The 21,540-nt window shown below is 27.7% G+C and carries 19 protein-coding genes; 12 read left to right on the top strand and 7 right to left on the bottom strand.

Features of this window, described 5'->3' with window-relative positions; translation table 11 throughout:
• The 5 genes from ACH5BK_RS13200 to trmA form a co-directional block, all read right to left on the bottom strand.
• On the bottom strand, window positions 1-806 hold an 806-nt coding region (locus ACH5BK_RS13200), incomplete at its 3' end, for a flagellin (protein ID WP_404308172.1).
• A 204-nt stretch (window positions 807-1,010) separates the two neighbouring features.
• Window positions 1,011-1,208: a hypothetical protein gene (locus tag ACH5BK_RS13195; RefSeq protein WP_404308170.1), complete on the bottom strand. Its 198-nt coding sequence runs from the start codon at window positions 1,206-1,208 to the stop codon at window positions 1,011-1,013.
• A 204-nt stretch (window positions 1,209-1,412) separates the two neighbouring features.
• Complete coding sequence (locus ACH5BK_RS13190) at window positions 1,413-1,622, bottom strand: hypothetical protein (RefSeq protein ID WP_404308168.1); 210 nt, start codon at window positions 1,620-1,622, stop codon at window positions 1,413-1,415.
• Window positions 1,623-1,676: 54 nt separating this feature from the next.
• On the bottom strand, window positions 1,677-2,534 hold the full coding sequence (locus ACH5BK_RS13185; protein WP_404308166.1) for a flagellin: 858 nt from the start codon (window positions 2,532-2,534) through the stop codon (window positions 1,677-1,679).
• Window positions 2,535-2,588: 54 nt separating this feature from the next.
• Window positions 2,589-3,710, bottom strand: coding sequence for a tRNA (uridine(54)-C5)-methyltransferase TrmA (gene trmA / locus ACH5BK_RS13180; protein ID WP_404308164.1), 1,122 nt, complete (start codon window positions 3,708-3,710; stop codon window positions 2,589-2,591).
• Between the two features lie 55 nt (window positions 3,711-3,765).
• Here trmA and ACH5BK_RS13175 point away from each other — a divergent pair, with 55 nt between their 5' ends.
• The 10 genes from ACH5BK_RS13175 to ACH5BK_RS13130 all read left to right on the top strand — a co-directional run bounded on the left by ACH5BK_RS13175 (window position 3,766) and on the right by ACH5BK_RS13130 (window position 16,418).
• Window positions 3,766-5,340: a helicase-related protein gene (locus ACH5BK_RS13175; RefSeq protein WP_404308162.1), complete on the top strand. Its 1,575-nt coding sequence runs from the start codon at window positions 3,766-3,768 to the stop codon at window positions 5,338-5,340.
• A 69-nt stretch (window positions 5,341-5,409) separates the two neighbouring features.
• On the top strand, window positions 5,410-7,332 hold the full coding sequence (locus ACH5BK_RS13170; RefSeq protein ID WP_404308160.1) for an ankyrin repeat domain-containing protein: 1,923 nt from the start codon (window positions 5,410-5,412) through the stop codon (window positions 7,330-7,332).
• A 5-nt stretch (window positions 7,333-7,337) separates the two neighbouring features.
• Window positions 7,338-8,633 carry a bifunctional UDP-N-acetylglucosamine diphosphorylase/glucosamine-1-phosphate N-acetyltransferase GlmU gene (gene glmU / locus ACH5BK_RS13165; RefSeq protein ID WP_404308158.1) on the top strand — a complete coding sequence of 432 codons (1,296 nt, stop codon included), beginning with the start codon at window positions 7,338-7,340 and terminating at the stop codon, window positions 8,631-8,633.
• A gap of 10 nt (window positions 8,634-8,643) precedes the next feature.
• Window positions 8,644-9,915 (top strand): bifunctional phosphopantothenoylcysteine decarboxylase/phosphopantothenate--cysteine ligase CoaBC, encoded by a 1,272-nt coding sequence (gene coaBC / locus ACH5BK_RS13160; protein WP_404308156.1) that lies wholly within the window; start codon window positions 8,644-8,646, stop codon window positions 9,913-9,915.
• Window positions 9,908-10,597 (top strand): di-trans,poly-cis-decaprenylcistransferase, encoded by a 690-nt coding sequence (locus ACH5BK_RS13155; RefSeq protein WP_404308154.1) that lies wholly within the window; start codon window positions 9,908-9,910, stop codon window positions 10,595-10,597. Before coaBC ends, ACH5BK_RS13155 begins: the two co-directional genes overlap by 8 nt.
• The gene (locus tag ACH5BK_RS13150; RefSeq protein ID WP_404308152.1) at window positions 10,572-11,354 is read left to right on the top strand and encodes a prepilin peptidase; all 783 of its coding nucleotides are present in this window, start codon (window positions 10,572-10,574) and stop codon (window positions 11,352-11,354) included. Before ACH5BK_RS13155 ends, ACH5BK_RS13150 begins: the two co-directional genes overlap by 26 nt.
• Window positions 11,351-12,367 (top strand): LptF/LptG family permease, encoded by a 1,017-nt coding sequence (locus ACH5BK_RS13145; RefSeq protein WP_404308150.1) that lies wholly within the window; start codon window positions 11,351-11,353, stop codon window positions 12,365-12,367. Before ACH5BK_RS13150 ends, ACH5BK_RS13145 begins: the two co-directional genes overlap by 4 nt.
• A gap of 3 nt (window positions 12,368-12,370) precedes the next feature.
• Entirely contained in the window at window positions 12,371-13,093 is a 723-nt protein-coding gene (gene truA / locus ACH5BK_RS13140; RefSeq protein WP_404308149.1) for a tRNA pseudouridine(38-40) synthase TruA, read from the top strand.
• Between the two features lie 13 nt (window positions 13,094-13,106).
• Window positions 13,107-15,641, top strand: coding sequence for a PAS domain-containing protein (locus ACH5BK_RS13135; RefSeq protein ID WP_404308147.1), 2,535 nt, complete (start codon window positions 13,107-13,109; stop codon window positions 15,639-15,641).
• 57 nt (window positions 15,642-15,698) lie between these two features.
• On the top strand, window positions 15,699-16,418 hold the full coding sequence (locus ACH5BK_RS13130; RefSeq protein WP_404308145.1) for a response regulator transcription factor: 720 nt from the start codon (window positions 15,699-15,701) through the stop codon (window positions 16,416-16,418).
• Window positions 16,419-16,452: 34 nt separating this feature from the next.
• Here the strand turns inward: ACH5BK_RS13130 and ACH5BK_RS13125 are convergent, their stop codons facing one another.
• Complete coding sequence (locus tag ACH5BK_RS13125) at window positions 16,453-18,576, bottom strand: TRAP transporter permease (protein ID WP_404308143.1); 2,124 nt, start codon at window positions 18,574-18,576, stop codon at window positions 16,453-16,455.
• Window positions 18,577-18,683: 107 nt separating this feature from the next.
• Window positions 18,684-19,631 carry a TAXI family TRAP transporter solute-binding subunit gene (locus tag ACH5BK_RS13120; protein WP_404308141.1) on the bottom strand — a complete coding sequence of 316 codons (948 nt, stop codon included), beginning with the start codon at window positions 19,629-19,631 and terminating at the stop codon, window positions 18,684-18,686.
• Window positions 19,632-19,989: 358 nt separating this feature from the next.
• Between ACH5BK_RS13120 and ACH5BK_RS13115 the strand changes: the two genes are divergently transcribed.
• On the top strand, window positions 19,990-20,781 hold the full coding sequence (locus ACH5BK_RS13115) for a heat-shock protein (RefSeq protein WP_404308139.1): 792 nt from the start codon (window positions 19,990-19,992) through the stop codon (window positions 20,779-20,781).
• Between the two features lie 15 nt (window positions 20,782-20,796).
• Window positions 20,797-21,378: a nucleotide exchange factor GrpE gene (gene grpE / locus ACH5BK_RS13110; protein ID WP_404308137.1), complete on the top strand. Its 582-nt coding sequence runs from the start codon at window positions 20,797-20,799 to the stop codon at window positions 21,376-21,378.
• Window positions 21,379-21,540: the final 162 nt, after the last annotated feature.

Raw genomic sequence — 21,540 nt, 5'->3', positions numbered from 1 at the left:
GCATAAGTACCAGCTTGCGCAATAATATTTTGTTTGTTGAAATTAGCACTTTCAGCAGCATAATCAACATCTCTAATAACAGATTCAGCAGCTTTAATATTAGTTTGCTGAGTCATTTGGTTTCTAATAGCTGATTCTAATTGGTTTTGAGTAGAACCGAAGTCTGCTCTCCATCCATTTAGAGTATTTAAAGCTGTATCTATAGTTGCCATATAGCTTCTAGCTGCACCAGCACTGAATGTAGCTGCTGCACCACCAGAAGCGGCACCTGATTTAATTGCTTCTAAACCTAAACCTGAAACATTTGCTTTAACACCAGCAGTAGTAGCAATAGTATCAGTACTAGTTTCACCCATTTGGAACGTTAAGGCAGTTGCACTAGTTCCATCAGATGCTTGAAGTAAATTAGTACCATTATAATTTGTTTGTTTTGCAATATTATTTAATTGATCTAATAATTTATTTATATCTTTACCAATAGCAGTTCTACCTTCTTCTGACGTAGTATCAGTACCAGCTTGGATAAGTTTAGTTTTAACAATATCTAAAATATTAGACTGTTCAGCCATAGCTTTATCAGCAATTTGTGTTAAAGCAACAGCAGAGTTACCATTTGAAATTGATTGACCAATTGAACTAGCTTGAGTTCTAAGTTTATCAGCAATAGCTAAACCAGAAGCATCATCACTTGCTTTATTGATTCTTAAACCAGAAGAAAGTTTTTCTAATGAATTTTTTAAACTATAATTTGTATTTGTTGCAGATTCTTGTGCTTGCATAGAAGCAATATTTGTATTAATTCTCATAATAAATCCTTTTTTGAGATAAAAAGATTTACCCTGACACGGGAGCCTAAAACATTCTCACCTAAATGAGCATAGAGGTTTACCTCTTCGGAAACAATTGTTCCCTAAATTTTATATAATCTAATTATTACACACCAATTCTTAAAATTAGATTAAATTAAAAATATTTAGAGGTATATTTTATTTTTATAAAAAGTTTTTTGCTTATTTATTATTTATTTCTTGATTTTTACTAGCTTGAGTTCTAAGTTTATCAGCAATAGCTAAACCAGAAGCATCATCACTTGCTTTATTGATTCTTAAACCAGAAGAAAGTTTTTCTAATGAATTTTTTAAACTATAATTTGTATTTGTTGCAGATTCTTGTGCTTGCATAGAAGCAATATTTGTATTAATTCTCATAATAAATCCTTTTTTGAGATAAAAAGATTTACCCTGACACGGGAGCCTAAAACATTCTCACCTAAATGAGCATAGAGGTTTACCTCTTCGGAAACAATTGTTCCCTAAATTTTATATAATCTAATTATTACACACCAATTCTTAAAATTAGATTAAATTAAAAATATTTAGAGGTATATTTTATTTTTATAAAAAGTTTTTTGCTTATTTATTATTTATTTCTTGATTTTTACTTAGTTTTTGAACAGCTTCAATAGTTTTGATATTACTAGTTACTCTTCTTTTCATATTGTGTTTTTTTACATGTTTAGCAAGTATTTTTAAATATTTTTTATGATTTCTAGAACCTTTTTCAAAAGTTGCTAGTTTTTTTTGAATTTTTAAAATATCACTTGGAATTGAAGAGTTTTCCATAATAATCCTTGACTAAATGTGTTGAAGTTTTGAAATATATTTTTTATTATGAAACTACTGTAGTAGTCTCATAACATTTTGTTGTACGTTATTAGCTTGACTCATAGCATAAGTACCAGCTTGAGAAATAATATTTTGTTTGTTGAAATTAGCACTTTCAGCAGCATAATCAACATCTCTAATAACAGATTCAGCAGCTTTAATATTAGTTTGCTGAGTCATTTGGTTTCTAACAGCTGATTCTAATTGGTTTTGAGTAGAACCGAAGTCTGCTCTCCAAGCATTTAAAGTATTTAATGCATTATCAACTGTCGCTAAGAATCCTCTAGCTCCTGCTGCATCAAATCCACCAGCAGAAGTACCTGCATTTGCTCCAGATTTTAATCCACTTAAAGCAAGTCCTGAAACAGTTGCTCTTACTCCTGATGTAGTTGAAATAGTATCAGTACTAGTTTCTCCCATTTGGAATGTAAGCTTAACTGCTGAATCTCCAGCTGTACCTTGAAGTAATGATGTACCATTATAATTTGTTTGGCTTGCGATATTATTTAATTGTGTTAATAGCTTATCAATATCTTTACCAATTGCTGATCTACCTTCTGATGATGTAGTATCAGTAGCTGCTTGGATAAGCTTAGTTTTAACAATATCTAAAATATTAGATTGTTCAGCCATAGCTTTATCAGCGATTTGTGTTAAAGCAATAGCAGAATTACCATTTGAAATTGACTGACCAAGAGAACTAGCTTGAGTTCTTAATTTATCAGCAATAGCTAAACCAGAAGCATCATCACTTGCTTTATTGATTCTAAGTCCTGAACTTAATTTCTCTAAAGAGTTTGTTAAAGTTTTATTTGTATTTGTATTAGCTTCTCTTGCTTGTAGTGAAGCTATGTTTGTATTAATTCTCATTTTATACCTTTTTTAGTACACATTACATTATGATAAATAATATCTAAGCTAAGTTTAAATTTTGTTTAAAATAACGCCAGATTCGATATGTTTAGTGTATGCAAACTGATCAAATAATGCAAATTTTTCTATTTTATGTGTTTTATTTAAAACCTCTAAATCCCTATGAAGGGTTTCAGGATTACATGAAATATAAATTATTTGATTATAGTTTGTAACAAGTTCTCTTGTTAAATCATCTAATCCAGCTCTTGGTGGATCAACAAAAATAGTACTAAATTCATACTCTTTTAGGTTTACATCTTTAAGTCTTGTAAATTCTCTTTTTTCTTCAAGTGCTTCTACGAATTCTTCAGCACTCATTCTAATAAATTTGATGTTAGAAGTATTGTTTAATTCACAATTTTTTAAAGCTGAATTTATTGAGGTTTTTGAAATTTCAGTGGCTAAAACATTTCTAAATTTTGTGGCTAATGGGATTGTAAAATTCCCCCCACCACAGTATAGTTCACATAAATCTTTTTCTTGTGATTCAATATTATTAAGAACCCATTCGATCATTTTTATATTTACTTTTGTATTGGGTTGAGTAAAACCACCTTCTTTATATTGAAAGTGAAAATTTTGATTGTTAATGTGTAGTGTTTCATTTATATAATCAGCACTTAATACGACTTTTTGCTTTCTACTTCTTCCCATAATTTTAATGTTGTATTTATTTTCTAATTCTTTTGCTTTTTCATTCCAAGCTTCATCTAATTTTCTATGATAAATAATAGTTACAAGCATATCTTTAAGTGTTGAACCTAAGAATTCAATAGCATATATTTTAAAAGACATTGTTTCATTTGATGATATATCGTTTAAAAGTTTTGGCATAAGCTCTTTTATCTGTAAACTTACGATTTGACATGAATCTATTTGTAAAGCAGTTTTGTCAAAACTAGTCATAGCATAAGATAAAGTAGGTTTATCATTTTTATCAAAGTCTTTCCAAATTCTAAATTCTGCTCTATATCTAAAGTTTTCTTCATCACTTTTAATGATATCAAACTCTTGAGTTGTAAAATTTGAAAATCTTTGTTTTTCTCTTTTTATTTTTATTTCTAGTTGTTCTTCATAAGTTTTGTCATACAGTGTACATGAACCACATTTGCCAAAATATTCACAATTCATCAATTATCCTCTTTTATTTAATACGATATTATATAGTATTTACTATAATACGCCCATGAAAGAAAATTGGCAAGAACAACTACACACATTATTAAATTGTGATTTAAAAGAGCTTTACCCTTTAGCGCGAAGTTTAAACAGAAAATTAGAGTTTTACGTAGGACCTACAAACTCAGGAAAAACTTACAATGCTATGAAAGAATTAAAGCAAGCAAATTCAGGATTATATTTAGCACCATTAAGGCTTTTAGCATTAGAAGGTTATGAAGATTTAAAAGCTTCTAATATAGATGCAAGTTTAGTCACAGGAGAAGAGCAAATCTTCAATGAAGAAGCTGCTCATGTTTGCTCAACAATAGAAATGCTTGATTTTGATTTGGATGTTGATGTAGCAATAATTGATGAAGTCCAAATGCTTGATGATACAGATAGAGGTTGGGCATGGGTTAATGCTATTATTGGAGTTCCTTCTAAAAAAGTTATTATGACAGGAAGTGTAAATGCTTTAGAAGCAGTTAAAAAAATAGCTTCTTATTTAGGTGAAGAACTTAAAGTTGTAAAACATAAAAGAAAAACACCTTTGGATGTTATGCAAAGACATACATCTTTAGATAATTTAAGTAGTGGTACTGCACTTATTGCATTTTCAAGAGCAGATGTTTTAAAATTAAAGCAAAAGTTACAAAAAAAATACAGGGTTTCAGTAATTTATGGAAATCTATCTCCTGAGGTAAGACGTGATGAAGCAAGACGCTTTAGAGAAAATCAAAGTGATATTTTAATTGCGACAGATGCAATAGCAATGGGATTAAATCTTCCAATTCATACTATTTTATTTACAACAGATACAAAGTTTGATGGTGTAAGTAGAAGAAAACTAACAGTAAATGAAATAGTTCAAATTGCAGGACGTGCAGGAAGATATGGACATTTTGAAGCTGGACTTTTAGGTGCAACTAGAAGAGATGTTTTAAAACATATTCAAAATGAATATAAAAAGCCTATAAAAACAATTAAACCTCCTTTTAAAGTGAAAATAAATGCGGCACAATTAGAAGGTTTAGCCAGTCATATTAAAACAAAATCTTTAACAAAAACTTTAATATATTTTGCGAAAAATATGTCTTTTAGTGGTCCTTTTATTGCTTCAAATATTTCCTCAATGCTAGAAGCTTCAAAAATTGTAGATTCAAGGCATAATTTAAAGCTTGAAGATAAATATTTATTAGCACAAGCTCCAATTACGACTAAATCTCCAATTATTTTACAAGCTTATCAAGCATATATCGCAGCTGTTATTAGAAAAAAAGTTTGTAGATATAGACCTTCAATCACTCTTCCTAAAAAAAATGCAATTACTCAAAGGGATTTACTTTTAGTTGAAGATGAAGTAAAAAAAATATCTCTATATTTATGGCTTTCTTATAAGATGCCAGAGATTTTTCCTGATCATGATAAAGCTTATATTTTAAGAAACTCTTTTAATTCATTTATTGAACAAACTTTAAAGTCTAATTTAGTTCAAGATGTAAATAATAACTTTAAAAAGACTCAAAATAAAACATTTAATAACAAAAATAATAAAAAAAGAGTATATGAAAGACGGAGGAATAGAGATACTTTTAAGTAGAAAAAACAACACATTTAGATAAAATATGTAAATTATAAAGATATACAAAAACTAAAAGGAATATATGCCATGATAAAATTGTTTAAAGGTAGTGATTATGATACTTTTCAAAAAGAGCTACTAAAAAGCAATATAGATACTAGCAAAGTTCAAAAGCTAATAGATAATGGTATAGATTTGAATCAAGTTGATGAAAAAGGACGAACAATCCTTTTTTCTCTTGTAGCAAAAAGAAAAATTGATGCTATTAAAATACTCTTAGAAAATAATATTGATGTTTCCATTGAAGATGAGTATGGAAAGACTGTTTTAGCAGAAGCTGTATCAAGAGCTGATGGAATGATGATAAGATTTTTACTTGATAATGGATGTTCTGTAAATACTAAAAATTCTTCAAATAGAACTATTCTTCAAGATGTTGCACTAGAAGGGGACTATAAAACTTTTAGAGTTCTAATGAACTATAATCCTGAATACAATTTAAAAGATAATTACAATAAAACAGTTTTATATGATGCTGTAGAAGGTGGAAATATAGATATTGTAAAAGAAGTAATACATAATATTGATGATATCAATCTTTTAGATGAGAATGAACAAACAGTTTTATATCCTGCTGTTTTAAAAGAAGACTCTGACATAGCAAAAACACTTATTTTAAATGGGATAGATATTAATAAAAAAGATATAAATGGACAAACTGTACTTTTCAACGCAATTTTGCAGGGTGAAGAAAATATTGATTTGCTTACACTTTTAATTAAAAAAGGCATAGATCTAAATACTTTTGATAAAAGTAATAGAACTATACTAGATGAGATTTTATATATTTTAGAGTTACAAAAATTAAAATCACAAGACCTAGAAGGAAAATATGTAGTTGTTAAGCCTGAAAAAAACTATTTGGATATTGCTTCTTTTTTAATTAAAAATGGACTTTTAGTAGATAGATTTGATGATGAAGGTAATACTACACTTTCAAAAGAGATTGAAAAACAAAACTATGAAAATATTGAGTTCTTATTGAATAGTGGTGCTAATATAAATACTAAAGATGAAAAAGGTCAAACAGTATTATTTAGAGAAATAATAAAAGGCTATCCAAACTTTAAAATGATTAACTTTTTGGTTGAAAAGGGTATTGATATTAATATCAAAGATGAAAATGAGAAAACAGCTTTTGATTATTTAATAGAGAAGGTTTATAAAACAGAAAACTTATTACAAAATGATGAAGCCGAACCAAAGGGTTATTTGATTTTATTAAAGAAGCTGTTACCTTTAAAGCCCAAATTAGATGCAGTAAGAAGTGATGGGCAAAATGTTTTATTTGATGTAGTAAAATATAATCATTTTGAATTAATAAAAACTTTACTAAACTATGGGATTAATCCAAATATAAAAGATAAAGATGGAAATACTCCTTTATCAATTATGGTTGAAGCAGGTTCAAAAATTAAAATAAAAGAAGCAAGAGAACGTTTTTTTGAAAGATTAGTATTTTTCTTAAAGTTTAGAGTAAATGTTGAAGTTCAAGATAAAGATGGAAGAACTGTTTTTCATAAAGCAGTAATTGCAGATGATTTAGAACTTGTTGAAAAACTATTAACTAAAAAAGCAAATTTAGATATAAAAGATAAACAAGGAAGAACAGCTTTACATCATACTCAATGGAGTGGAAACTATAAAATAGCTAGATGGTTAATTGCAGCAGGGGCTAATATGAATGAACCTGATAATGCAGGTTTTACACTTTTAAACTATGCAGCAATTTTTGGTCATGTAAAGTTAGTTGTAGCACTAATTGCTTCTGGAGTTTTAATGTATAATAAAAACCCAAAAAGTAAAAAAGTGGCACAGTTTTTTAAAGATAAAGAAAAAAATCTTCTCAAATTATTAAAAAGTAATATTAGTGATGATAAAATGCGACAATCATTAAGAGAAGTTGCAGAAAATTTAATTAAAGAAGTAAACGAAGTTTTAAAAGGATAATTTATATGAACAATAAGTCAATCATTATTTTAGCTGCTGGTGCTGGTACAAGAATGAAATCTCAAAAGCCTAAGGTTTTACATGAAATTTCTGGAAAACCAATGTTGTATTATTCAATAAAAGAAGCTTTAAAATTAAGTGATGATATAACTGTTGTTTTATACCACCAAGCTCAAAGAGTTCAAAGTGAGATGGAAAAATATTTTGAAAATATTAATTATGTAATTCAAGATCATAAAAATTATCCAGGTACTGGTGGGGCTGTTATGGGAATAACTCCTAAATATGAACAAACACTGGTTTTAAATGGAGATATGCCATTAATTCAAGCAGATGAACTTAAGAAATTTGATATTAATGCAACTATTGTAATGTCAGTATTAGAGCTTGATAGTGCTGATGGATATGGAAGAGTTATTGTTGAAAATGGAAATGTTAAAAAAATAGTTGAACAAAAAGATGCATCTTTAGAAGAATTAGCAGTTACAACTGCAAATGCAGGGATTTATCAGTTTGAGACTAAATTTTTATTAGATAATCTTCCAAAACTTTCAAATGAGAATGCTCAAAAAGAGTACTATATTACAGATTTAATTGAAATGGCAATAAATGAAGGTAAAACATTAAAGCCTTTAGCAGTAAATGAAGAAAACTTCAAAGGAGTTAATTCAAAGGTTGAACTAGCTGATGCAGAAGTTATTCATCAAAATAGAATAAAAAAAGAGTTTTTAAAAGCTGGTGTTATTATGAGATTACCTGATACTATTTATATAGAAGAGGGTGTTCAAATAGAGGGTGAGTCTATTTTAGAAAATGGAGTAACACTTTTAGGAAATACAAAAATTGTAAATTCTCATATTAAAACAAATACAGTAATAGAGGATTCAATTTTAATTGATAGTGATGCTGGGCCAATGGCAAGAATTAGACCAGGAAGTGAACTAAATTCTACTCATATTGGTAACTTTGTTGAGACTAAAAAAGCAAAATTAAATGGTGTTAAAGCAGGACATCTAACATACCTTGGAGATTGTGAAATTGATGAGGGAACAAATATAGGTTGTGGTACAATTACTTGTAATTATGATGGAATTAATAAATATAAGACTATTATAGGTAAAAATGTATTTGTAGGTTCAGATACACAGTTAGTTGCACCTGTAACACTTGAAGATGATACAATAATCGGTGCAGGTTCAACAGTTACACAAGATGTAAAAAGTGGCCAACTTTATACTACAAGAGCTAAAAAAAGAGCAGTTGAAGGTTACTTTTATAAACATTTTGAAAAAAAGAAATAAAAGAAGATAAATGTTACTAAAAGACAAAAAAATATTAGTTGCAGTTACTGGTTCTATTGCAATTTATAAAGCCTTAGATTTAATAAGATTGTATATAAAAGCAGGTGCAAAAGTAAGAGTAATTATGACTGAGAGTGCCAAAAAATTTATTTCACCTATAACTTTTGAAGCTATTTCTCAAAGTAAAGTTTTAGATGAGCAAAATGAAAATTGGGATAAAAGTCAAGATTATAATCATATTGATATTGGTAAATGGTCTGATATTTTTGTAATAGCTCCTTGTAGTGCAAATACAATTAATAAACTATCAAATGGAATAGCAGATAATTTATTAACTCAGGTAGCTCTTGCATATCCAAGAATGAAGCTTTTAGCTCCTGCTGCTAATACAAATATGCTAAGAAATCCTATAACTCAAGCTAGTATGAAAATGCTTAAACTTTGTAATTTTGAAATTATTCAAACTCAAACAAAAGAGCTTGTTTGTAAAGATGTAGGTGATGGTGCTATGGCTGATCCTGAGGCTATTTTTTATGCAACAGCAAAACAATTATTACAAGATGAATACTGGGTAAATAGAAAAGTTGTATTAAGTGGGGGTGGAACACTTGAAAAAATTGATGATGTAAGATACTTATCAAATTTCTCTTCTGGAAAAATGGCTTCTTCTTTAGCAATGGCACTTTACTTAAAAGGTGCAGAGGTTTGTTTAGTTAGTTCAAGAGGTCATGAAAACTTGCCAAGTGATATTCATCTGATACCTGTACAAAGTTCACAAGAAATGTATGAATACTTAGTTGATTCAGTAAGAGTTGCTAAAAAAGGCGTTCTAACAAAAACTACATTAATGGATGATTCAAGGCCTGAACTTATTCAAAAGAGACCTTATTTATTTATGGTAGCAGCTGTTAGTGACTATGTTCCTAAGTTCCCACAAGAGGGAAAAATGAAAAAAGAAATGATTGGAGAGTCTTGGAACTTAGAGCTTAAAAAGAATATTGATATTTTAAGTTCTCTTGATAAAAGTGAAATGATAAGTGTAGGCTTTAAAGCTGAAATGGATGAGACAACAGCTTTAAATTCTGCTTCTTCAATGTTAGAAAACAAAAATCTTGATGCAGTTTGTTTAAATATTTTAAATGAAGAGAACAATTTTGGTTCAGATACAAATGATATTGAACTTATTTTAAAAGATACATCATTTTCATTTAGAGGCGAAAAATTAGCAATATCAATGGGAATTTTAGATAAATTACAAAATGAGTTTATAGAAAATGACTAATGAACTAAAGATTCCAACTCATATTGCCATAATAATGGATGGTAATGGTAGATGGGCAAAAAGTAAAGGTCTTAAAAGAACAGCAGGTCATGAAGAAGGTGCTAAAGTTGTAAGAAGCATTACAAAATATTGTAATAATATTGGAGTAAAATTTCTTACTTTATATGCCTTTTCAACTGAAAATTGGAAACGTCCTAAACTTGAAGTAGAGTTTTTAATGAAGCTTTTAGATAAATATTTAAAAAATGAGTTAGAAGTTTATTTAAAAAATAATGTTAGATTTAAAGCAATTGGAGATTTGAGTAGATTTTCTAAAAAACTTCAAGAAACAATAAAAACAACTGAAGAAAAAACTTCTAAATCTACAGGTTTAACACAAGTACTTGCTTTAAATTATGGTTCAAAAGATGAAATTATAAGAGCTATTAAAAAATTAAATGAAAAAGCTTTAGATGTAACAGAAGAAAATCTTGAATCATGCTTAGATACAGCAGGTATTCCTGATGTTGATATAATGATTAGAACAAGTGGAGAAGTTCGGCTTTCAAACTATTTATTATGGCAAAATGCTTATGCTGAAATGTTCTTTACTCAAACTTATTGGCCAGATTTTACAAAACATGAGTTAGATGATATTATAAGTGATTTTAACTCTCGTGAGAGAAGATTTGGAGCTATTTAGTTTTATTTTTGGAGCGGTTATAGGTTCATTTTTAAATGTTCTTATTTCAAGACTTCCAAAAAATATATCAGTTGTAAGCCCAAGAAGTTTTTGTCCTTCTTGTAAAAAAATTATTCCTTGGTATTATAATATTCCTTTACTATCTTATATTTTTTTAAAAGCAAAGTGTGCCTTTTGTAAAGAAAAAATTCCTTTTTCTTATTTTATAGTTGAGTTATTAAGTGCTTGTCTTACTTTGGCTTTTTTTGTGAAATTTTCACTTTCTTATGAGTTTTACATTTTTATACTTCTTTCTTATGTTCTTATTACTTTATCGTTTATTGATTTTAAATATAAAGCTGTACCTGATTATCTTTTACTTTTAGTATTAGTACTATCATTTTTTGTTACAAAACAACCTATATTAGAAGCTTTTAAAAGTGCATTTATTTTTGCAGGTGCTTTTGTTTTATTAAATTTTGTGTTAACTTTTTATGTTCAAAATATTAAATCAAAAATTTTAAAAGATGAAAGTTTGAAAACCCAAGAAGCCTTAGGTGAGGGGGATATCCCAATTTTAGCCATGATAGCAGTTATTATTGGAGTAAAGGCTGCAATAATTGCAGTGTTTTTAGCTTCAATTTTTGCTATAATACCAGCAATTTATTCAAGTTTTATAAAAAAAGATATTCAAACACCATTTATTCCTTATTTAGTTTTAGGTTTTTATGTTGAGTACTTTTTTGTATTAGAAGATTTTTTAAAGGTTAATATTTGAAATTAAAACAATATTTATATTCTCAGTTAGCAATTACTTTTTTCCCAATATTTTTTGGACTTTATTTTATTACATCTGTTGTATTTTTAGTAAAAATCGCCTCATTGACATCAATAATTACAATAAACTTTTTTGAGTTATTTACTTTATACACTTATGTTGTTCCACAAATTGTATTTTATACAGTGCCAATATCTTTTTTTATTTCACTTGTAATTACTTTATCTAAATTAGCAAGTGAATATGAGCTTACTGTTATTACATCTTTTGGATTGAATCCTTTAAAAGTAATGAGAGTTTTTGCTCCTTTAACAATACTATTATCAATTAGTTTAATAGTTGTTTCTATAGGTCTTATCCCTAAAACTAAATTTCTAACAAAACAGTTTTTAGATGTGAAAAAGAAAGAGGCTAATTTTAATATTAAAGCAAGTGAATTTGGTCAAAAGTTTGGTGATTGGTTAATTTATATTCAAAATAAAGATGATAAAACTTATGAACAAATAAAGCTATTTAAAACACAAAATGAAAAAGATCAATTTATCATAAGTCAATCAGCAGTACTTAAAAATGATAAAGGAGATTTATCTTTTAAATTAGATAATGGAAAAGCATTTTTTATTGATGAAAAAGAAATAAATCAAGTTAATTTTGAATCAATGTTAATTAATGATTCTATAGCAAACAGCAGAATGGGGCAATTTACAACAACTTATAATTACTGGAAAGTGAAAATAAAAAAAGGTGAAGATATTGATGACTTTACTTTTTTTATTTTAACATCTATTTTTCCTACTATTTCATTGTTTTTAGTAATAGCTTTTGGATATTTTAATCCAAGATATGAAAAAAATAAAGCTGTAATGTATTCTTTAATTGCTGTTGTGATTTATTATGTAATAGCTAAGCCTTTAGGTAAGGAGTTAGAGCTTCACAGTTTATATATTCTTCCTTTAATTTGGTTAGTAGGGACATATTATATTTATAGTAAAACAGTAAAAAAAGAGTATTAGTTTATGAATTTAAAATTTAATATTTCTTATGATGGTTCAATATATAAAGGTTCTCAAAAACAGCCTGAGGGTGGAACTATTGAAGATGAACTTTTAAAAGTATTTAAAAGAATAAATATTGATACGAAGATTATTTTAAGTGGACGTACTGATAAAGAAGTTCATGCAACAGGGCAGGTTTTCAATTGTCAAGTTCCTTCTTTTTGGGAAAATCTTGAAAAACTAAAAGAAGTTTTAAATCACCAATTACCAAATTCAATAAAAATAAATCATATTTCAAAAGTAAATAATGATTTTCATGCTAGGTTTCATGCAAAAAAAAGAGTTTATCGATACTTAGTAAGTACAAAACCTACAAATCCATTTAATAGTAAGTATATAACTTATGAGCCTAAAATAAATGAACAACTTATAAATGACGCAATAAAAGAGTTTATAGGTGTACATGATTTTAAATATTTTCATAAAATGGGAAGTGATAAAGATATTACTGTAAGAGAAGTTTTCAACGCATCTTTTTATAAATATAAAGATGTTTATGTTTTTAGGTTTGAAGCAAACTCTTATTTACGCTCACAAATCAGATTAATGGTTGGATTTTTGCTTCAAATATCAAGAGGTAAACTAAGTAAAAAAGATTTAGTTGAACAGTTAAGTTTAAAAAAGCATTTATATAAAGTTCCTGCTTTGGCAAATGGTCTTTATCTGGCAAAAATTAAGTATTAAAATAGGAGTAAAAATGGTTTTTAGAAAGAAAAAGTTTTACACCTTATCTGATATAAAAAATCAAATTGTATATACTCCTTTAATTTTTGTAATAATTTTAGCAATCTTTTCTTCTTTTGTAGTTTATTTATTTTATAAACATCAAGAAGTAAATAAAATAAAACTTTTAGTGCAGAGTGAAAATTTTTATAATCAAAACATTTTAAGTGATTATATAAGTTTAATCAATATAAAAAGAAGTGAAAAAATTGACTCACAAGAAAATAATCTTATAAAATATGTTTATGAATTAAAAGGTTATACAAGGTCTTTTTTATTAAGTAATAAAGCGATTGATTATCAAATTCTTGAAAATTATATGTATAATTTAGAACAAACACAAAATGTAGAGTTTATACTTTTTGATGCAATTAAATATAAAGTATTACACGGTCATAATATTTTGGAGTACCTACGTAAACAAACAAATTCTAAAATAGTATCTGAAAAGTTTAATCATTTTATGCTTAAAAATATTCAATATAATAGTAATGATAATATGACATATTGGATAGATAATCAGAAAAGAGAAGTTAGATTATCTTATTTTAACTTTATTAATCCAAATGGTTTAATGCTAGGAGTATTCTCTAAAGTAGATGATTTAAAAGCCTTAACAAAACAAGCAATTTTAAACTCTATATCTAACTCAAGTAAATTAGAAGAGAAAGCACATTTTGTTTTTTATGATATAAATGAAAAAGTTGTTTATAACTATAATGGTAAAAATAAAAAAATTTTAGTAAAAGATATAAGTCGATTTGATTTATTAGATAACAATGCTTATATTTATACTTTCCCTAAATACAACTATAAAGTTATTGTTAAAAATAATCATTTTGAAAGTAAAAAAAGAAAAATAAAACTAGATCAAGAAAATAAAATGCTTATAGGAATTTTTCTAATTTTATTTATTGCAATCTTACTTATTACAACTGCAAATATTTTTGGTAGGTTTATTAATAGTATTTTTAATAGATATAACAAAAGATTAGAGAGAAAAAATTTATTACTTTCAAAATGGAAAGATAGATATGAATTAGCAATTATAGCTTCAAATGATGGACTATGGGATATAAATTTAAAGACTAATAAAATTTTCTTTTCTAATAAATGGCTTGATATGTTTGGCTATAAAAGAGATGAAATACAAAACTTTAAAGAGTGGCTTACTTTAGTTCATGAAGAAGATAAACCAGAAGTTCTAAAAAAGTTTAGCCAACATGTTGAGGGAAAAACAGAGCATTTTATTTGTGAATATAGACTAAAAGATAAACTAGGGGATTATAAGTGGATTTTAGTTAGAGGAAAGGCTTTTATTGATGAAAATGAAAGCAGAATGCTTATGATGTCAATGGATATTGATGATAGGATGAATTTAACTAAAGAATTAAGAGATGTAGAGCTTTTAACTGAATTTGGGCGAATTGTAATTTTTAGATGGCAAAACAATGAAGACTTAACTGTAAAATTTGTATCTAAAAGTATTGAAACTTATGGATATAGTCCTTTAGAATTTATAGAAAGTGATGAAGCATTTTTCAATTTTGTTTATGAAAAAGATATTTTAAAATTAAAAAATAGAATTATTAAAGCTATAAGTAATGATGAGAAATCTTTCACTAGTATACACCGAGTAATTGATAAACAAAAAAATATAAAATGGGTTTATAATAGAACTATTTTAGTTAAAAATGATTATGGACAGGTTACCTCTTTATATGGTTACTTAAACGATATTACTAAAATAAAAATGAATGAAGAAGATCTTAAAGTAAGAGTGAAAGAAGAAGTAGAAAAAAATATAGAGAAAGATAGAATGTTAATTCAACAAAATAAAATGGCCTCAATGGGTGAAATGCTTGGAAATATAGCACATCAATGGAGACAACCTTTAAATAATATAAATTTATTGTTACATTTTATTAGAGATAATTTTAAAAACTTTACAAAAGAAGATTTAAATGAATCTGTTGCTAGTGCTAAACTTCAAATTGATTATATGAGCCAAACAATAGATGATTTTAGGAATTTTTATCAACCAACAAAAGATAAAAGAATATTTGATATTAAAACTTCAATAATACAAAGTTCTAAAATTGTTGCTACTTCTTTTGAACAAAATAGTGTTGAACTTGTAGTTGTAGGTGATGATATTGAGATTGAAAATTATGAAAATGAGTTTGAACAAGTAATAGTTAATATATTAAATAATGCAGTTGATGCTGCAATTGTTAAAAAGAAAGAACTTAATTTTAATCCTAAGGTATATATAGAAATTAAAAAAGAAGATGATATAAAAATCTCAATTTCAAATAACTGTGGAAATGTTCAAAAAGATGTTCTTGAAAGAATGTTTGAACCTTATTTTACAACAAAATTTGAGAATCAAGGAACAGGTATCGGTCTTTATATGTCAAAGATAATTATAGAGAAAAACATGAAAGGTAAAATAGAAGTCTTTAATAAAGCTGATGGCGTAGAGTTTATTATAACATTAGGAGCTTAATAAAGAATTTGTTATAATGCTAGTTATTTATAACATTACAAGAGTTGGAAGAAGAAAATGAGCGAATATAAAACAAGAGTATTATTGGTTGAGGATGAAGATGTAGCAAGAAAAACTCTTGCATTTTATTTAAATACTATATTTGATGAAGTTATAGTTGCAAATGATGGAGAAGAAGGCTATTCTATAATAAAAGAAAATATCCAAGTTAATAAAGAGTTCGATTTAGTATTAACTGACCTTAAAATGCCTAATAAAAATGGTATGGATATGATAGAAGAAATATTAAAACTTGTACCTTCTCAAAGGTTTATAATTGTAAGTGCCCATAAAAATGAAGAAGATCTTTTAAAATTAATCAATTTAAGGGTATTGGGATATTTTGTTAAACCTTTAAATATTGATAATATGATGGAAATGCTTCAAAAAGCTAAAAATGAAGTATTAGAAGACAAAAAAGATACTTCTAAAAATAGTGATTTAATAGAGTTAAATAAAACATATACATATAATCTATCTAACAATAAATTATATAACCAAGAAAATATTGTAAAACTTTCAAAAAAAGAATCTGATATTTTAGTAGTGTTAACAAAGAATTTAGGAGAGGTTGTTTCAGTTGAGACTTTTAAAGAAGAAGTTTGGGGTGATATTGAAACTAACGATTCTGCTTTTAGAACAGTAATGAAAAGATTAAAAGATAAAATTATAGAAGATGATTTTGTAATTTCTCATAAAGGTTATGGGTATATAATAGAAAAACCTTTTATAAAATAAAAAAAAGGCAAAGAGTTAGACTCTTTGCCTTTTTTTATAGTTCAGATTCGTAAACTGAGACTTTTTGTGCTTTACTTTTTGCTTTTTGTAAAAAGTAAAGAACGGCAAATATACCTATACCTATGGCATAAGATATATAATGAGATGGTAAATGTAAGAATGATTCTACTATTTTTGGTAAGAACATAAATGGAACGATTGATAGGAATATAAATCTTTCTATTATATTTGTTCTTGTTACAAAATATCCTTGTGTGAAACAAGAGAATGCAACCATACCAATAAACGCAGTAGTAAATATTACTAAAATTTCAACTGGATTAGTAATCCAAATCCATCCTTTTGGATCTGCTGGGTTCATCGCATCAACACCTGATATTAATAATAACTCTGGGTTGAAGAAGAACATAAATGGTAAAATCGCTGTTCTAATATCATATTTAAACCCTTGAATACCTGTTTTAATTGGATCTGCTTTTGCTAAACCAGCAGCAGCATAAGCGGCCAGACCAACAGGTGGGGTATCATCAGCTAAAATACCAAAGTAGAATACAAATAAGTGTGCAGCAATGGCTGGAATTAAGAATCCATTATCTTGTGCAAGAATTAAAATTACAGGTGCAGTTAATGATGCCATTACAATATAGTTAGCAGTTGTAGGTAATCCCATACCTAATACTAATGATACAAATGCTGCTAAGAATAGAATAATAAAGATATTTCCACCTGATAATGTTTCAATTACTTCTAATAATACTTGACCAAGACCTGTTAATGTAATAGATCCAACAACAATACCTGCTAAAGCAGTAGCAATTGCAATAGGAACCATATTTTTAGCACCACTAATCATACCTGCTAAAATATCTACAAATCCAGATAACCAAATCTCTTTTGTTAATTTCTCTTTTGCTAGGAAAGCTCTAAATGGATGTTGTACAACCATTAATAACATTAATAACATAATAGCATTAAACGCAGCACTTGCAGCACTTTCTCTTAATACCATTAGAGTATACATTAAGAAGAATATAGGAACTAAATAGTGAACACCTTGTGCAAATGTTTTCCATTTTGGAGGTAAGTCCTCATCATCCATACCCTTAAGACCTAATTTTAATGCTTCTAAATGAACAATATAAAATAGTGCAAAATAAGAAACAAAAGCAGGAATAAATGCAGCAACAATTACATCTGTATATGCCATACCTAAAAATTCAGCAATAATAAATGCAGCAGCACCCATAACAGGAGGCATTAATTGACCATTTGTAGAAGAGGCAACTTCAACTGCACCTGCTTGTTCTGGCCTAAATCCAGCCTTCTTCATTAAAGGAATCGTAAATGTACCAGTAGTAACTGTATTAGCAATAGAAGAACCAGAAATAATACCAGTAAATCCTGATGCAACAACAGAAGCTTTTGCAGGACCACCTCTATATTTACCAAGCATAGCAAATGCTAAATTAATAAAGTACTCACCAGCACCTGCTTTATCTAATAAAGCACCAAAAAGTACAAAAAGGAAAACAAATCCAGCAGATACTCCAAGAGGAACACCAAAAATACCTTCAGTTGTTAAGAACATGTGTCCAGCAAGTTTATTTAATGAAGCACCTTTATGGATAATCATTTCAGGCATATAAGGACCTAAAACATCATAAGCCAAAAATATAATAGCAATTAAACTAAGAGCAAAACCAAGTACTCTTCTACCTGCTTCTAATAAGATTACAATAGCTAAAAGAGCAATAGAAATATCTACAAGTGTATAATCTCCCGGTCTTAATGATAAATCTTCATAAAAAACAGCAATATATGAAGCTGTTCCTAAACCAACTGCCGCAAATGTATATCCAAACCATCTAATTTTTTTAAGAAAATAAGGTTTTCTAAACATTGGGTAGATTAAAAATGCTAATACAATAGCAAATGATAAGTGTACAGATCTAGTAATAGTAGAATTAATTGGTTCTAATACGATATATAATTGAAATAGTGACCAGCTTAAAGCAATAACAGAAATTAACCAAAACTCATAGTGTTCTGAACCAAAGACTCTTTGTCCTTCAAGTTCATTAACTACGGCTTCGGTTTCATGTGCCTGCTCTTCTTCTAATTCACTAAGTTTATGAGGCTTCTCTTCATAAATAGCCATAGTAAATCCTTTAATAATTATATTATTGTCATACGTCATCCAAATTGTGTTTTAAATGGCGTATAAAAATTAGGTTTCAAGGGCCTAAGCCCTTGAGTAGAGAGGAATTATTTTAAAATTCCAGCTTCTTTGAAGTACTTTTTAGCACCTTCATGCATTGGAGCAGAAAGACCATCTAATAAAGATTCTTTTGTGATATTTGCGTAAGCAGGGTGTAATTTTTTGAAAGCATCGAAGTTTTCTAAGATAGCTTTAACAACAGTATAAACTGCTTTATCACTAACATCAGTACTTGAAACTAATACAGCTTTAACACCAAATGTAGGTGTACCTTCTGGGTTTCCTTTATAAATTCCACCTGGAACATCAGCTTGTGCAAAATATGGATTAGCTTTAACTAATGCATCAACTTTATCACCTTTTAAAGGTGTGATTTTTACATCAACAGAGTTTGAAGCATCTTTAATATTTGCAGTTGGGTGACCTACCATGTAGAAGTAACCATCAATTTTATTATCTCTTAATGCATCTGGCATTTCAGCTGCTTTTAAAGCACCTGCAAATTTTAAATCATCTTTAGACATACCAACAGCTTTAAATAATGCTAAAGCAGTAGCTTCATTTCCAGAACCTGGATTTCCTAAGTTGATTCTTTTACCTTTAAGATCCATAACACCATTGATATTTGCATCTTTTCTAGTAACTAATGTAAATAATTCAGGATAAATAGCCATAACTGATCTTAAGTTTTTAACTGGCTTTCCTTTGAATTTCTTTGTACCTTGTGCAGCTTGGTAAACAACATCAGATTGTGCAATACCAAAGTCTAATTCTCCATTTTTAATAGTATTAATATTATAAACAGAACCACCAGTTGATTCAACAGAACATCTGATCTTAGTTTCTTTCTTGTATTTATTAACTAATCTACAAACAGCACCACCTGTTGGATAGTAAGTTCCTGTAACACCACCAGTACCAATAGTAATAAACTCAGCAGCAAATGCTGGAATTGTAAGTGCTCCTAATAAAGCAGCCGTAGCAATTTTTCTCATTTTTTCTCCTTTAGTTTTTTATATAAATTAGATGTAACAAAGTACATAGAATAATTATATCAGATATAGATAAATAATCAAACTGTAGCCATTACAATTAATTACATAAAAATTGTATAAAAATTACAATTAATCATTAATTTAGCATATAAAAATTAAAACTATTCTTAAAAATGGCTACCAAAGTGTATAATAAGTGGGATATGTTACATTAAATGTTAAGAAATTTTATTCTAAAAAATATAAAAAATTTTAAAAATTTTTCAAAATAACACTTGACAAAGATACACTCAATAAGTTATAATTCTTTAGCAGTTTGAGAGAACGAGTGCTAAAAATTAAAAAATGGTAAAGAATTATGATTGATAAAAAAGAGTTTTTACTACAGTCTATCATTAGAGCATATATTGAACATTTAGAACCAATTGGATCTACACAACTTAAATCAATGTATGATATAACTTATTCGCCTGCAACAATTAGAGGATACTTTAAAAAATTAGGTGATGAGGGATTTTTAGCACAAGAGCATATTAGTAGTGGAAGAACTCCAACTACAGAAGCTTTAAAACAATATTGGAAAAGTAAGTTAAATTTTAAGATTTCTGAAATTAATTTAAAAGCTTTACAATATTATGCATCTCAAGTAGGAGTTACTGTATTTTTAAAAAAAGAAGACTCTGATTTACTGCAAAATATTATAAATGTTGAAGATAAATATATGATATTAGAGTTTACTTCATTTGCGATAAATGTAAAATATTCTAATGCACTTTATAGATTTTTAAAAGATATGATAAGTTTATCTTTAAAAGATATTTTAAAAATCTCAAAAGATGTAGGCGCGTATGAAGTTTATAATGCAATTATTTATACATTGCAAAACTCTAACTTTGAAGTTTTTAATTACAAAGAGTTTTTAAATTTAGCTTTAAGTTATAACTTTGATGAAATGACAATTGATAGTTTTTTAAAAGGTGAAATTTTAAATAAGGTAGAAGAAGGATTATATTTCGAAAATCTTTTACCTCAAGATTATATTGGTATTTGTCATACGTGTAGCATTGAAGGTAAAGATGTGAAAATGTTAGTAATTGGAGAACTTGCAAAAGATTATGAGTTCTTTTATAAAAAAATAATAAGCTTTTAATAATAGGAGAAGAAATTGAGTGAAGAAAAAAAAGACGAAGTTTTAAACGAAGAAATTGTTGAAGAGCAAGAGACTCAAGAAGCTTCTGAGGAAACAAAAGAAGTAAATGAAGAAAAAGAGTTAAGCCCTGAAGAAAAAATAGCTCAATTAGAAGCTAAATTAAAAGAATCAGAAGATAAGTATTTAAGAGTTCATGCAGATTTTGAAAATATCAAAAAAAGGCTAGAAAGAGAAAAATATGCAGCTATTGATTATGCAAGTGAAAAGTTTGCAAAAGACTTATTAGCTCCAATTGATACTTTAGAAATGGCTTTAGCTGCTGAGGAAGCATCAAAAGATATGCCAGCTGAAGAGTTACTTGGAAAGTTAAAAGAAGGTGTTGAATTAACAATCAAAAACTTCTATACAGCATTTGAAAAACATGATATTTCAGTAGTAGAAACAGATGGTGAGTTTGATCCAAACTTCCATGATGCAGTAATGCAAATTGATAGCCCTGATCATGAAGATGGACAAATAGTTCAACAGCTTCAAAAGGGTTATAAATTAAAAGAGAGATTATTAAGACCAGCAATGGTAAGCATCTGTAAAAAATAGATAAAAGTCCTCTTTTGGAATATTTCGGCGTTGGTCTGCAAAATTTAAGAGACTCACTTACTGAAAGTAAGTTCCTCCCTTAAATTTTTTGCCCGCCTTGAACTATCCTCAAAATAGAACTTTTATATTTTGAGGATTGACCGGAATGTCATAAAACTAATA

Source organism: Arcobacter sp. YIC-80 (assembly GCF_044841725.1).
In the GTDB taxonomy this organism is placed as follows: Bacteria; Campylobacterota; Campylobacteria; order Campylobacterales; family Arcobacteraceae; genus Arcobacter_B.
The sequence above is the reverse complement of the archived record's forward strand: the minus strand, read 5'-3'. Positions and strand labels throughout refer to the sequence as shown.

Coding starts and splice junctions, on each gene's coding strand:
- coaBC (WP_404308156.1), top strand. CDS start 8,644: ATGTTACTAAAAGACAAAAAAATATTAGTTGCAGTTACTGGTTCTATT.
- ACH5BK_RS13135 (WP_404308147.1), top strand. CDS start 13,107: ATGGTTTTTAGAAAGAAAAAGTTTTACACCTTATCTGATATAAAAAAT.
- ACH5BK_RS13175 (WP_404308162.1), top strand. CDS start 3,766: ATGAAAGAAAATTGGCAAGAACAACTACACACATTATTAAATTGTGAT.
- ACH5BK_RS13170 (WP_404308160.1), top strand. CDS start 5,410: ATGATAAAATTGTTTAAAGGTAGTGATTATGATACTTTTCAAAAAGAG.
- ACH5BK_RS13120 (WP_404308141.1), bottom strand. CDS start 19,631: ATGAGAAAAATTGCTACGGCTGCTTTATTAGGAGCACTTACAATTCCA.
- ACH5BK_RS13125 (WP_404308143.1), bottom strand. CDS start 18,576: ATGGCTATTTATGAAGAGAAGCCTCATAAACTTAGTGAATTAGAAGAA.
- ACH5BK_RS13190 (WP_404308168.1), bottom strand. CDS start 1,622: ATGGAAAACTCTTCAATTCCAAGTGATATTTTAAAAATTCAAAAAAAA.
- ACH5BK_RS13115 (WP_404308139.1), top strand. CDS start 19,990: ATGATTGATAAAAAAGAGTTTTTACTACAGTCTATCATTAGAGCATAT.
- ACH5BK_RS13155 (WP_404308154.1), top strand. CDS start 9,908: ATGACTAATGAACTAAAGATTCCAACTCATATTGCCATAATAATGGAT.
- ACH5BK_RS13195 (WP_404308170.1), bottom strand. CDS start 1,208: ATGAGAATTAATACAAATATTGCTTCTATGCAAGCACAAGAATCTGCA.
- trmA (WP_404308164.1), bottom strand. CDS start 3,710: ATGAATTGTGAATATTTTGGCAAATGTGGTTCATGTACACTGTATGAC.
- ACH5BK_RS13185 (WP_404308166.1), bottom strand. CDS start 2,534: ATGAGAATTAATACAAACATAGCTTCACTACAAGCAAGAGAAGCTAAT.
- ACH5BK_RS13130 (WP_404308145.1), top strand. CDS start 15,699: ATGAGCGAATATAAAACAAGAGTATTATTGGTTGAGGATGAAGATGTA.
- glmU (WP_404308158.1), top strand. CDS start 7,338: ATGAACAATAAGTCAATCATTATTTTAGCTGCTGGTGCTGGTACAAGA.
- truA (WP_404308149.1), top strand. CDS start 12,371: ATGAATTTAAAATTTAATATTTCTTATGATGGTTCAATATATAAAGGT.